The sequence below is a fragment of the Streptomyces californicus genome, assembly GCF_000717645.1.
In the GTDB taxonomy this organism is placed as follows: Bacteria; Actinomycetota; Actinomycetes; order Streptomycetales; family Streptomycetaceae; genus Streptomyces; species Streptomyces californicus.
The window spans coordinates 23,494-36,287 of record NZ_JNZZ01000010.1 but is presented as its reverse complement, the minus strand read 5'-3'; the positions used below and the strand labels follow the sequence as shown (position 1 = coordinate 36,287).

The window sequence follows — 12,794 nt, the reverse complement described above, 5'->3', positions numbered from 1 at the left end:
GAATCGATAGTTCCGGGACACGGATATACGGTGATTACGGGCAATTCACCCGCATATCCATGCCCTGGGTGCACCGGCTTCCGTTCAGCGGAAAGCCGGCCGTCCATGGTGCGATCCACAGGAGGCACGATGACCCGGCACGATGACGCGAGCGGACAGGAAGGTCCCGCCGACGGCGGTGCGGCCGGCACCCCCGGCGTCCACGACGGCGGCGCGGACGGCGGAGCCGAAGGACCCGCGGACGGCGGTGCGGCGGGCACCCCGGGCGTCCACGACGGCGGAGCCGACGGCGGAGCCGAAGGACCCGCGGACGGCGGAGCGGCGGGCACCCCGGGCGTCCACGACGGCGGAGCCGACGGCGGCGCGGAAGGACCCGCGGACGGCGGCGCGGCCGGTACCCCGGGCGTCCACGACGGCGGAGCCGATGGCGGCGCGGAAGGACCCGCGGACGGCGGCGCGGCCGGTACCCCCGGTGTCCACGACGGCGGCGCCGACGGCGGAGCCGAAGGACCCGCGGACGGCGGAGCGGCCGGCACCCCCGGTGTCCACGACGGCGGCGCCGACGGCGGAGCCGAAGGACCCGCGGACGGCGGAGCCGAAGGACCCGCGGACGGCGGAGCGGCCGGCACCCCCGGTGTCCACGACGGCGGCGCGGACGGCAGCGCCGACGGGGGCAGCCGCTCTTGAGCATGGCCCGGACCGAGGCCCAGGATTCCGGCGCGCGTCAGGGCGCCGGAATCCTGGAGTCCCGCCTGACCCGGCTCGGCCGCGAGGAGTTCGCCCGTGACGTCTGGGGCCGGACGGCGGTGCTGACGCGCGGGGCGAGCGACTTCTCCGACGTCTTCTCCCCGGGCGCCGTGGACGAGCTGATCTCCCGGCGCGGGCTGCGCACGCCGTTCCTCCGGGTCGCCAAGGACGGCTCCACGCTTCCCGAGTCGTCGTTCACCGCGCCCGCCGGGGTGGGGGCCACCGTCGCCGACCAGCTCGACGACACGGCGCTGTGGCGAGCGTTCGAGGACGGGGCGACGCTGGTCCTGCAGGCGCTGCACCGCACCTGGGAGCCGGTGGCCGAGCTGGTCTCCGCCCTCGGTACGGAGCTGGGGCACCCCGTACAGGCGAACGCGTACATCACCCCGCCGCAGAACCGCGGGTTCGACGCGCACTACGACGTGCACGACGTCTTCGTCCTGCAGATCGCCGGATCGAAGCGGTGGGTCGTCCACGAGCCGGTGGTGCCCGACCCCCTGCGCGACCAGCCGTGGACCGGTCACCGTGCGGCCGTCGCCGAGCGGGCCGCGCACGTCGCCCCGCACCTGGACACGATGCTCCGGCCCGGCGACGTGCTGTATCTGCCGCGCGGCTGGCTGCACTCCGCGCGGGCCCAGGGCGAGGTCTCGGTCCATCTGACCCTCGGTATCCACGTCCGAACGCGCTACGCCCTGGCGGAACACCTGATGCGAGCGGCCCTGGCGGAGCTGGCCGCCGATCCGTCGATGCGCCGCAGCCTCCCGCTGGGCACGGACGCCCCGGACGTCCTGACGGACCTGGTCCGTGAACGCCTGCTGGCCGCCGTCGCCGATGCCGACCCCGCCCCGCTGTTCCACCGCGCCCACCGCTCCGGCGCCCGACCGGCGCCCCTGGGGCCGCTGGCCCAGCTCGCCGCTCTGCACCGCCTCGGCCCGGCCTCGCCGATCCGGCTGCGGGAGGCGCTGGCGCCACGGCTGGACGGAGCCCGCCTGTTCACCCGTGTGGGCTATCTGGACCTTCCGGCAGACGACGTCGCCCCCGTGGCCCGGCTGCTCGACGGCCGGGTCCGGACCGCCGGCGACCTCGGTCTGCCCCTGGCCGGGCGGCTGCTGCGGGCGGGCGTGCTGGTGCCCGCGGACCGGTGATCCAGCCCGGCCGGTTCTTCTGCGCCGACGCCGCCCGGGAGCGCGGCGACGCGCTCGTCGGCACGGCTCCGTACGGCACGGTCTGGGTGCTCATCGAGTACCGGCGCGGCTGGCCCGCCAACGGCTACGACGGCCTCGCCCTCGATCCGGGGACCAAGGCCCTCGTGTACTCCGCCGCCCAGACGCACCGGGCCAGGATCCTGCTGGTCCGGCGGCATGGGCGACGCCGCGTCGAGGAGGGCGGCCGGTGGGCGGTGCTGCGCCACGACGGCCTCGGCGGTCCGCGCCAGCAGTGGGGCCACTGGCGCCGCGACGAGGACCTGCTGAACATCGCCACCGCACTGGACTCCCCCGGCGAGGCGGGCCGCCCGCCGGTCGTCCTCGTCTGCGCCCACGGCACGCACGACACCTGCTGCGCGGTGCGCGGCCGGCCGGTGGGCGCGGCGCTCAGCGCCCGCTGGCCCGACCTGGTGTGGGAGTGCACGCACGTGGGCGGCGACCGGTTCGCCGCCAACGTCGTCGTGGTGCCCGACGGGGTCTACTACGGGAACCTGGACGCGGCGTCGGCGGTCACCGTGGTCGAGGAGCACCTCGCCGACCGCGTCCACGCCGACCATCTGCGCGGCTACACCACGCTCTACCCGCCGCAGCAGGCGGCCGTGGGTGGGGTGCTCGGGCGCTTCGGCCCGGCGAGCCGGTACGCGTACGACGTCGTCGGGACGGTCCGCGACCAGCAGGGCTGGCGCATCCGCGTCAGCGACCGGACGGACCGCGCCCGGGAGTTCGACGTCGAGGTGCGCTCCCACCGCACACCGCCGCGCCGCCTGACCTGCCGCGGCCCGGCCAACGGCTCGGCGCTCGTCTACGACGTGACGTCCATCCGCGACGCCCGCGCCTGATCTCCCATCCGGCGCGGATGCCCCGCCCCGCTCAGGCGCAGGCCGGGCACAGGCCGCGGTAGGTGATCTCCACCGCGCCGACCGTGAAGCCGAAGCGCTCGGTCTCGGGCAGGTCGCCCAGGGCGTCGCCCATCGGGTGGACGTCGCGGACCGTGCCGCAGCCGGAGCACACCAGATGCTGGTGCGCGCGGCGCGCGTTGGGGTCGTAGCGCTTGGCCCGGCCCACGGTGGAGACCTCCAGCACCTCGCCGAGCGCGACCAGCTCGCCCAGGGTGTTGTAGACGGTCGCGCGGGAGATCTCAGGCAGCAGGGCGGCGGCCCGCACGTGCACCTCGTCCGCGGTCAGGTGCACGTGGTCGCCGTTCAGGACCTCCGCGACGACACGGCGCTGCGAGGTCAGCCGCCAGCCGCGGCCCCGCAGCCGTTCAAGGAGGTCGCTCATCCGTTTCACCCGCTCCGCTTCGCTCCGCCGGGGCTCGATTCTCGCCAGATGTGCGGCAGCGCCATGCCCCGGCCGTCATGGCTTTAGCCTGCTTCTTGACTTGGACGAAGTCCATTGTAGGATCGATCCCGGCGACATCCAAGAGACAGGAAGGCTCCGGCACGGCAGCAGAGACACCTGACGGGACACCGCCGTTCGACCGGGCGGTGCCGACTGCCGGCCCGGCGCCGTCCGCACCGCCCCGGGGCCGCCCGGCCCCCCGGCTCGTGAGGCGACCGGCCCGGTCCGCGGCGACGTCCTGGACAACAGCGTGCCCCTCCCGCACGGCCCGAACCCTCCTCCCCCGTTCAGCGCCCCACGACCCGCCGCCGGGTCCGGAAGGACATCTCATGACCGAGAACCACGAGTCGCACGTCTTCGACCCCGTCACCCCGGATTCGCCCGAGACGGCCGTCCCCGAGGTGCCCGAGGCGCAGGCGAGCGGCTGCCCCGTGGCCCACGGCCGCGCGCCGCACCCCACGCAGGGCGGCGGGAACCGCCAGTGGTGGCCGGACCGCCTCAACCTGAAGATCCTCGCCAAGAACCCCGGCGTGGCGAACCCGCTGGGCGAGGACTTCGACTACGCGGCGGCGTTCCGGGCCCTCGACCTGCCGGCGGTGAAACGGGACATCGCCGAGGTGCTCACCACCTCGCAGGACTGGTGGCCGGCCGACTTCGGCAACTACGGGCCGCTGATGGTCCGGATGGCCTGGCACAGCGCCGGCACGTACCGCATCAGCGACGGCCGCGGTGGCGCGGGCGCCGGACAGCAGCGCTTCGCCCCGCTGAACAGCTGGCCGGACAACGGCAACCTGGACAAGGCCCGCCGCCTGCTGTGGCCGGTCAAGAAGAAGTACGGCCAGGCGCTCTCCTGGGCCGACCTGCTGATCCTCACCGGCAACGTCGCCCTGGAGACGATGGGGCTGAAGACCTTCGGCTTCGCCGGCGGCCGCGAGGACGTCTGGGAGTCGGAGGAGGACGTCTACTGGGGCCCGGAGACCACCTGGCTCGACGACGAGCGCTACACGGGCGACCGTGAGCTGGAGAACCCGCTCGGCGCGGTGCAGATGGGCCTGATCTACGTCAACCCCGAAGGCCCCAACGGGAACCCGGACCCGATCGCGGCCGCCCGCGACATCCGCGAGACCTTCCGCCGGATGGCGATGAACGACGAGGAGACCGTCGCCCTCATCGCCGGCGGCCACACCTTCGGCAAGACGCACGGGGCGGGCCCGGCGGAGAACGTCGGCGCGGACCCCGAGGGCGCCCCGCTGGAGGAGCAGGGCCTCGGCTGGCGCAGCTCGTACAAGACCGGCAAGGGCGGGGACGCCATCACCAGCGGTCTGGAGGTGACCTGGACCAGCACGCCGACCCAGTGGGGCAACGAGTTCTTCCACAACCTCTTCGCCTACGAGTACGAGCTGACCAAGTCCCCCGCCGGCGCGCACCAGTGGATCGCCAAGGACGCCGAGGCGACCATCCCGCACGCGCACGACGCGTCGAAGAAGCAGAAGCCGCAGATGCTCACGACCGACCTGTCGCTGCGCTTCGACCCGGCGTACGAGCGGATCTCGCGCCGCTTCCACGAGAACCCGGAGGAGTTCGCGGACGCCTTCGCCCGCGCCTGGTTCAAGCTGACGCACCGCGACATGGGCCCGGTCCAGCGCTACCTCGGCCCCGAGGTGCCCTCCGAGGTGCTGCTGTGGCAGGACCCGCTGCCCGAGCGCACGGGTGAGACGCTGGACGCCGCGGACGCCGCCGCGCTCAAGGAGCAGGTGCTCGCGACCGACCTGACGGTGGGACAGCTCGTCTCGGCCGCCTGGGCCTCGGCCGCCTCCTTCCGCGGCAGCGACAAGCGCGGTGGCGCCAACGGCGCCCGGATCCGCCTGGAGCCGCAGCGCGGCTGGGAGGCGAACGACCCGGACGAGCTGGCCCAGGTGCTGCGCGCGCTGGAGGGGATCCAGGAGTCCTTCAACGGCAAGGGCGGCAAGCAGGTCTCGCTGGCCGACCTGATCGTCCTGGCGGGCAACGCGGCTGTCGAGCAGGCGGCCGCGGACGCCGGTGTGGAGGTCGAGGTCCCGTTCACGCCGGGCCGCGTCGACGCCTCGCAGGAGCAGACGGACGTCGAGTCGTTCGCCGCCCTGGAGCCGGCGTACGACGGGTTCCGCAACTACGCCGGCAAGGCCGCCCGGCTGCCCGCCGAGTACCTGCTCCTGGACCGGGCCAACCTGCTGACGCTGAGCGCCCCGGAGACGACCGTGCTGGTCGGTGGGTTGCGGGTGCTGGGCGCCAACACCGGCGGCTCGAAGCACGGCGTCCTCACGGAGCGTCCCGGCACGCTGACCAACGACTTCTTCGTGAACCTGCTCGACCTGGGCATCACCTGGAAGTCGACGTCGTCGGCACAGGACGAGTTCGAGGCCCGCGACGCCTCCGGCCAGGTCAAGTGGACCGGCACCCGTGCCGACCTGGTCTTCGGCTCCAACTCCGAGCTGCGTGCCCTCGCCGAGGTCTACGCGAGCGACGACGCGCGGCGGAAGTTCGTGACGGACTTCGTCGCCGCGTGGGCCAAGGTCATGGACCTGGACCGCTTCGACCTGGTCTGATCACGTCCGGCCCCCGCTGATCCGTCAGGGTCGGCCGGTACGGCTCCCGCGATGGGGCCGGTGCACACCCGCACCGGCCCCATCGCCCTGTACGGCCTCCGCGGAAGGGCCGGAGCACGTTCGCCGCCCCGGACGACCGCCCTGCCGGAAGAGCTCGAAGCCCCTCCCCGCCCGACCGGCGGGCCGATCGCGGACAGGCCGGCCGGTCGGGACCCGCCGACCGTGCCTCAGTCGCCGCCGCCCGACGAGCCACCGCAGCCGAAGCCTCCGCCGGACGCGCCCTCTCCGGTCCCGTCCGCGTCCCGGCCGTGGTCGTCGTCGAGGGCCTTTCCCATCCGGCGGAGGGCGCGGCCGAGGCCGTCGGGGACCGTGTCGCCGCCGAGCAGCCCCTGACGGACCGGCCCGGGAGCGAGCGCGGCCGGCCCGTGACGTACGTACGGGGGAAGGGACTCCTCCGCGGCGGCGGCCGCCAGCAGTCGCCGGCCCGCACGGGTGGGCCGCTGCCGCCGGCGGCTCAGCAGGCCGAGGTCGGCCAGGCGTCGGGCGAGGTCGTCCACGGCCTGCGACCGGGCGGCGGCGTCGAGCACGTCCCGGACCCGTCTGCTGCGCGGGCAGGCGGCCAGAACCGCTTGCTCGATCGCGTGGCCGGGTCGTACGTCGCCCGTCGGGCGGAGCCGGGCGGCCCGCAGCGACAGCGCCCCCTGTTCGACGAGCGAGACGACGGCGCACTCGACGACGCGACGACGGCCACCTGCCAGAAAGGCATGGGCGAAGTGGCCCGGCCCGCCTTCCCCGTCACGGGCTTCGGCCCGGTCCTCGGACTGTGTCATACCGATCCCCCCGATTCCCCTTTCCCCGGATGGTTTCCCCGGCGGGGCCGCCCCGGCCCGGACGCACCCGAATTCAGAGCATTCTCTGAGCCTTCCGACCGCGAGCCTCGGCTCGGAGACGTCGACGGGCCGTGACCGCCGCCGGCCCGGCGCCTGCGAGCGTCCGTACGAAGGCGCCGCCGGGCGGCCGATCAGCGCCGGGAAACCGTCCGGTGGGTACGCTCGGCCTGGACCCGTACGCCCCGGAGGCGCCCATCTCCGGCCGCACACCAGGAGCACAGGAGCCGATGACCACCCACGATCCCGCGGCCGTCTCCCCTTCGGTCCTGGACCGCGCTCGTGCGGTCTGGTCCCGTCTGACGGGAACGGACGCCGAATTCGCCCCCGGCCGTACGAACGTGGCCGTCGCCCCGGCCTCCCTGCTGAGCCCGCCGGGCTGGACCGGCCTGGTCGTCCTGGGGGACGCCGCGCTGGTGACCGTGCCCGACTCCCCCACGGCCGGCCTCGTCACCGCGGCCCTCCAGGGCCTCGGCCCCGACGAGTTGGCCGGGGAACTGGCGGAACCCGGCCGGCTCCGCGAGCGGCTGCCGTTCCACGATCTGCTGGGCCCCGCGCACCTGCTGTTCCTCGCGCCGGCCCTCTTCCGTCCGGCCGCGCGCACCGCCGACGTCGAGCGGGTCTCCGGCGACGACCCGGAGCTGCCGGCCCTGCTGGACCGCTGCGGCCCCGGGGACGCCGCCGAGAGCGCGCTCGCGGGCATCACGAGCACGGCGAAGGCGGTCCGGCAGGACGGCGTGATCGTCGCCGCGGCGGGGCACGAGCTCTGGCCGCACGGGACGGCCCACCTGAGCATCCTCACCGACCCGGGCTTCCGCCGCCGCGGCCTGGCCGCCCAGGTCGCCTCGGCCGCCGTCGCGGACGCGCTCGACCAGGGCCTCCTCGCCCAGTGGAGGGCGCGCTCCCCGGCCTCGCGGCGGATCGCGCACAGCCTCGGCTTCCAGGAGACGGGCCTCCAGCTCAGCCTCCGCCTCGCCGACCGCTGACGGACGGGGCGGCCGGGCGGGCGCGCGTTCCGTTCCGCCGGTCTACCAGATGCCGTCGACGACCTCTTCGAGGGCGAGGTTCCACGGTGAATCCTCGTCGGCGAACGGAAGCGCGTCGAACGCGGTGATCTCCTCCCGCAGCGCGTCCGCGCGTTCCCCGACGCCCCCGCCGTCCTCCTCCCGTTCCCCCAGCAGCACCTCGAACGCGGTCAGGGCACACACCAGGGACGCCACGTCGCGGTGGAGCGGCCGGTACTCCAGGTGCTCCTCCCCTTCGGCCAGGGCGTACACGGCTCCGTCGTCCGGGTCGAGCGCCAGCGTGGTGTCGGCGAAGAGGGCGAGAACGAGCCAGTGCCGGCACCGGGCCGGCACGGAGCCCCGACCGCCGTACCAGCCGGCGAGGTCGACGGGGTCGTCCGCGCGCAGGCTCGCCCGCGCCATGAACCACACGGTGTCGGGGAGGCCGACGCGGCTCAGGAAGAGGGCGGTCCGGTCGTCGAGACGGTGGTGCGGTGCGTCGTGGCGCGGGAAGAGGACGACGCCCGTCAGACCGAAGACCGAGCGCACCCGGTCGGCGGTGGCGGCGAGGCGCTCGGCCCGGCCGTCCCCGTGCCCGCCGCCCGGCCGGACCGCGTCCCTCCGCTCGGCCGGTCCGACGCGCCGGCAGCCGCTCCCCCGTTTGCTCACGGCGGCAGCTTAGGGCCTGCCGTGCTGCGTCACCCGGCGGGTCGCCCCGCGGTGTGGTCTACCGCGTCGCCGTCGCGTTCACGTCGGCGACGACGCGTTCGGCGAGGCTCTCGGAGGACGGCGGGTTCTGCCCCGTGTACAGGTTGCGGTCCACGACGACGTACGGCCGCAGCGGCAGCCGGGCCTTGGAGTACACCGCCCCGCTCTCCCGCAGCCGGTCCTCCAGCAGCCAGATCGCCTTGCGGCCGAAGCTGTTGAACTTCTCCTCCAGATTCGACAGGCCGGTCATCCGGTACCCCGTGAACGGCCATGACCCGTCCTCGTTCCTCGCGGCGAAGGCCGCCGCCGGAGCGTGGCACAGCAGCGCGAGCGGCTTGCCCGACGCGAGGAAGCGGGTCAGCAGCGCGCCGCTGACCGGATCGACCGCGAGGTCCTCCATCGGGCCGTGGCCGCCCGGGTAGAACACGACGTCGAACTCGTCCGGGTCGATCTCGGCCAGCACCCGGGGACGCCGCAGCTCCGCGTCGATGCCGTCCAGATACGCGGCCACCTCGCGCAGCTTCGACGGCCATCCCGCCGTCTTCGACATGCTGAGCCGGTCCAGCGTCGGCGCTTCCCGCCCGGGGTCGCGATGGTGACGTCCCATCCGGCCTCGGTGAAGACCTTGTGCGGCACGGCCAGTTCCTCACCCCAGTACCCCGAGGGATGCACCTCTCCGTCCCTCAGCGTCCAGCGGTCGGCCGCCGACACCACGAACAGCGCCTTCGTCATGACAACCCCTCCTTCTGCCCGTCCCGGAACGGGCCGCTCGCCGCCCCTGCAGTCACTTCCCCACCACCGGCCGTCCGATATGCGCCATACATCCCGACGCCCCCATCATCCGCCCGGAGCCCTCGGCGGGCGACCTCCGCACCCGCGTACGGAAACGGCCTCACGGCCCACCCGTACGCCGCGGCGCGACACGCTGCGCACGCGACCATGTTTACAAAGCTTACATTTCCGTGCCGCCAGAGCCGGCACAGCGCCCCCACTCCTGGAGCCGCGCTCCGGCCGGGAGCGGCTTTCCTCTGCCGTGCCGATCACCTACGGTGTATGCATCGTTCACATCTGGGAGGAGATGTGAACCCGGCGAACACAGGAGCGTGCCCATGCCTCGACCCCGGCCCAACACGTACCACCACGGGGATCTGCGGGCCGCCTGCCTCCGTGCCGCGCGCGAGCTCCTGGAGGAGGACGGCAGCGCCGCCCTCTCGCTGCGTGCGGTGGCCCGGCGCGCCGGGGTGTCGGCGACGGCCCCCTACCGCCACTACTCCGACCGCGAGGCGCTGGTCTCGGCCGTGGCCGCCGAGGGGTACCGGGAGCTCGCCGAACACCTGGCCCGGGCCCACCCTGCGCCGTCGACCCCCGACGAACTCGCCGCCGTGGCCGTGGCCTACGTACGGTTCGCGCTGGAGCACCCCGCCCTGTTCCGGGCGATGTTCGCCGAACCCTGCGACCCCACGAGCGAGGAACGGGTCGCCGCGACCGAGGCCATCTCGGCGTACGTCCGCACTATCGTCGGGGCCGCCTTCCCCGGTGTGGACGCGGAGGCGCTGTCGACCACGGTCTGGGCCCTCGTCCACGGCCTCGCGTTCCTGCACCTCGACGGCAAGCTGGACTCCTCCTCGCCCGAGACCGTCGCCGCCCAGGTGACCTCCGCCGTCCACGCCCTGTTCAGCGCCGCCCCGGCCCTGTCCGGTACGGCGAGGGGGACGGCCGGCCCGACCGCTTAGAGTGACGGGCGGGCCCCGCTCAGTCGGCGTCCACGTCGTGCACGGAGACACGGATGGTGGCGATCGTGCTGTCGGCGGCGTCGGGAATCAGCATCCCCGCGTCCGCTCCGGTGCGCAGGTAGTCGACCACCGCCCGGTCGAGCAGTTCCCCGGGGAGCGCGGCCGGGATGCCGGGCGGGTACGGGGTCAGCATCTCCGCGCAGACACGGCCGACCGCCTCGTCCGCCGGAACCTGCTCCACCTCCCCGAAGAACGCGTCCCGGGGAAGCGTCACCTGCCGCAGGCGCAGGTCGCCCGGGTCCGGGACGTGGATGCCGGGGCACGGCGGCAGCTCGTCCGCGTGGGCCACCAGGTCACGCAGGCCGTCGAGGAGGCGGGCCTCGGTCGTCTCGTCGTCGGCGTGGGTGAGCTGGGCGTTGATCCGCCGGTGGTCGGAGGTGTGCAGGTTGACGCGGTGGTGGCGGCGCATCCAGTCGGCGGCGTCGTAGCCGCTGAACTTCAGGGCGCTGAGGTCGATGAAGATCTGCAGGGGGTCCAGGTCATGGGCGCGCCCGGGTCCGCAGAAGTCGTCGCGACCGTTGACGTGCAGCCCGTCGATGTCCTGGACGGCCGCCCGGACCCGCCGGGCCCGTGCCAAGGACTCCTCCATGAGTTCGTGGCCGTGCTCCACCATCTGGCGGCGCCAGCCGTCGAGGGCCGCGTAGACCAGGACCGAGGGGCTGGTGGTGTCCAGGAGATCGGCGCGAGAGGCGAGGGTCTGCGGGGTGATCAGGTCGCCCTGCAGATGGAAGACCGAGCCCTGTTCGAGCCCGGACCCCATCTTGTGCACCGACGTCACGCACACGTCCGCCCCGGCGTCCATGGCCCAGGTGGGCAGGTCGGGGTGGAAGGGCAGGTGCGCGCCCCATGCCTCGTCCACGATCAGCGGCACCCCGCGCGCGTGGCACAGGGCGGCGACGGCTCCGATGTCGGCGCAGGCCCCGTACGGGGTCGGGCTGGTCAGCAGTGCCCCGCGTGCGTCGGGGTGCTCCTCGAATGCCGCCCGGAACGCGTCCGGGGCCGGCGGGTGGGCCAGATGCAGTCGGGGGTCCCACTGGGGATCGACCCATACGGGGCGGATGCCCGCCAGAATCAGGCCCGAGACCACCGACTTGTGCGCGTCGCGGCTGACCAGCAGCTTCTCGTGCGGCCCCGCGACGGAGAGCATGGCGGCCTTGACCGAGAGCGAGCTGCCGCAGGTGGAGAAGAAGGTGTGCTCGGCGCCCACGGCGTCGGCCATCAGGCGTTCCGCCCGCTCCAGTACCCCGTGCGAGGTGGTGCGGTCGTCCAGGCCGGACACGGCCAGCATGTCCGCACGGAACACCGCGTCCCCCAGCACGGCCCGCACCCGCGGGTCGGCCCCGCGCCCCTGTTTGTGTCCGGGCGGCGTGAAGGGCAGCTGGTCCTGGTCGTGGTACGCCTGGAGCGCGTCGAGTACGGGAGCGGTGGAGTGGTCCATACAGTCCGGCTTCCCGGTGGGGGGCGACGCGTAACAGCGCGGAGTCCGCGCGGCTCCGGAGCGCCGGACGCGGTCCGAGCCGTCGGGTCACGGGAGAGGGGTTCACGGGATCGGGGTGCCGCCGGTGGCGTTCATGACCTCGCCGGTGATGTAGGAGGCGTTCGCGGAGGCGAGGAAGACGTAGGCGGGCGCCATCTCCGCCGGCTGGGCGGGCCGGCCGAGCGGGCTCTGCTTCCCGAACTCGGCGGTGTCGGGCAGGGTCGCCGGGATGAGAGGGGTCCAGACCGGGCCGGGGGCGACGGCGTTGACGCGGACGCCGTCGGAGGCCAGCATCTGGGCCAGCCCCTGGGTGAAGGTGACGATCGCCCCCTTCGTCATCGCGTAGTCCAGCAGGTGGGGGCTCGGCTTGTACGCCTGCACCGACGTGGTGTTGATGATCGAGCCGCCCGCCGGGATGTGCGGCAGGGCGTTCTTGCACAGCCAGAACATCCCGTACAGGTTGGTGCGCATGACGCGGTCGAACTGTTCGGTGGAGATGGCGGAGATCCCGTCGGGCTGGGACATCTGGTAGGCCGCGTTGTTGACCAGGACGTCGATGCGCCCGAACGCGGAGACGGCGCGCTCGACGAGCGAGCGGCACTGCTTCTCGTCCCGGATGTCGCAGAGGACGGCGATCGCCCTGCGGCCGGCCTGTTCGACCAGCCGAACGGTCTCGTGGGCCTCTTTCTCCTCCTCGGGGAGGTGCGTCAGCATCACGTCCGCGCCCTCGCGGGCGTACGCCAGGGCGACCGCGCGGCCGATGCCGGAGTCGCCTCCCGTGATGACCGTCTTCCGGCCGTCGAGCAGGCCGGAGCCGCGGTAGGACTCCTCACCGTGGTCGGGCGGCGGGTCCATGGGGCCGGTCCAGCCGGGATGCTGTTGGTCCTGCTGCGGGAAGTCGGGGCGGGGGTGGAGCCGGTTCGGGTCCTGCGGTTGTTCACTGTTGCTCGCCATGACTGTCCTCTTCCCCATCGTGGAGCTGCTCGTACGGCACGCGCGGTCGCGTCACGGGCGTCGCGGCCCGGGCGTCCCGGGCGCGGCACCGCG

General features: G+C 73.9%; 11 protein-coding genes and 1 pseudogene. 6 read left to right on the top strand and 6 right to left on the bottom strand.

Going from position 1 to position 12,794, the window contains the following annotated elements; translation table 11 throughout:
* Window positions 1-129 precede the first annotated feature (129 nt).
* The 3 genes from IF19_RS1000000136145 to IF19_RS0115030 are packed head-to-tail and all read left to right on the top strand — an operon-like array spanning window position 130 to window position 2,791.
* Window positions 130-687 carry a BatC protein gene (locus IF19_RS1000000136145; protein ID WP_078580622.1) on the top strand — a complete coding sequence of 186 codons (558 nt, stop codon included), beginning with the start codon at window positions 130-132 and terminating at the stop codon, window positions 685-687.
* A gap of 2 nt (window positions 688-689) precedes the next feature.
* Window positions 690-1,892 carry a cupin domain-containing protein gene (locus tag IF19_RS0115035; RefSeq protein WP_199807292.1) on the top strand — a complete coding sequence of 401 codons (1,203 nt, stop codon included), beginning with the start codon at window positions 690-692 and terminating at the stop codon, window positions 1,890-1,892.
* Window positions 1,889-2,791 (top strand): ferredoxin family protein, encoded by a 903-nt coding sequence (locus tag IF19_RS0115030; RefSeq protein WP_170757354.1) that lies wholly within the window; start codon window positions 1,889-1,891, stop codon window positions 2,789-2,791. Before IF19_RS0115035 ends, IF19_RS0115030 begins: the two co-directional genes overlap by 4 nt.
* A gap of 31 nt (window positions 2,792-2,822) precedes the next feature.
* Here the strand turns inward: IF19_RS0115030 and IF19_RS0115025 are convergent, their stop codons facing one another.
* Complete coding sequence (locus IF19_RS0115025) at window positions 2,823-3,233, bottom strand: Fur family transcriptional regulator (RefSeq protein ID WP_030112290.1); 411 nt, start codon at window positions 3,231-3,233, stop codon at window positions 2,823-2,825.
* A 389-nt stretch (window positions 3,234-3,622) separates the two neighbouring features.
* On the opposite strand from IF19_RS0115025, the gene katG reads away from it, so the two are divergent.
* Window positions 3,623-5,878, top strand: coding sequence for a catalase/peroxidase HPI (gene katG, locus IF19_RS0115020; RefSeq protein ID WP_030112289.1), 2,256 nt, complete (start codon window positions 3,623-3,625; stop codon window positions 5,876-5,878).
* A 227-nt stretch (window positions 5,879-6,105) separates the two neighbouring features.
* Here katG and IF19_RS1000000138675 read toward each other — a convergent pair whose 3' ends face one another.
* A complete protein-coding gene (locus tag IF19_RS1000000138675) occupies window positions 6,106-6,708 on the bottom strand; it encodes a TIGR04222 domain-containing membrane protein (RefSeq protein WP_030276563.1) in 603 nt (200 codons plus the stop codon).
* A 212-nt stretch (window positions 6,709-6,920) separates the two neighbouring features.
* Between IF19_RS1000000138675 and IF19_RS0115010 the strand changes: the two genes are divergently transcribed.
* Complete coding sequence (locus IF19_RS0115010) at window positions 6,921-7,751, top strand: GNAT family N-acetyltransferase (RefSeq protein WP_234310344.1); 831 nt, start codon at window positions 6,921-6,923, stop codon at window positions 7,749-7,751.
* A gap of 42 nt (window positions 7,752-7,793) precedes the next feature.
* Here IF19_RS0115010 and IF19_RS0115005 read toward each other — a convergent pair whose 3' ends face one another.
* On the bottom strand, window positions 7,794-8,438 hold the full coding sequence (locus IF19_RS0115005) for an SUKH-4 family immunity protein (protein WP_078580620.1): 645 nt from the start codon (window positions 8,436-8,438) through the stop codon (window positions 7,794-7,796).
* 58 nt (window positions 8,439-8,496) lie between these two features.
* Window positions 8,497-9,209, bottom strand: a pseudogene (locus IF19_RS01000000134760) (type 1 glutamine amidotransferase domain-containing protein).
* Window positions 9,210-9,586: 377 nt separating this feature from the next.
* On the opposite strand from IF19_RS01000000134760, the gene IF19_RS0114995 reads away from it, so the two are divergent.
* Window positions 9,587-10,210: a TetR/AcrR family transcriptional regulator gene (locus IF19_RS0114995; RefSeq protein ID WP_030121013.1), complete on the top strand. Its 624-nt coding sequence runs from the start codon at window positions 9,587-9,589 to the stop codon at window positions 10,208-10,210.
* Window positions 10,211-10,229: 19 nt separating this feature from the next.
* Here IF19_RS0114995 and IF19_RS0114990 read toward each other — a convergent pair whose 3' ends face one another.
* Complete coding sequence (locus IF19_RS0114990; RefSeq protein ID WP_030112282.1) at window positions 10,230-11,708, bottom strand: aminotransferase class I/II-fold pyridoxal phosphate-dependent enzyme; 1,479 nt, start codon at window positions 11,706-11,708, stop codon at window positions 10,230-10,232.
* A 102-nt stretch (window positions 11,709-11,810) separates the two neighbouring features.
* Window positions 11,811-12,701, bottom strand: a complete 891-nt coding sequence (locus IF19_RS0114985) for an SDR family oxidoreductase (RefSeq protein ID WP_030112281.1) — start codon at window positions 12,699-12,701, stop codon at window positions 11,811-11,813.
* Window positions 12,702-12,794 lie beyond the last annotated feature (93 nt).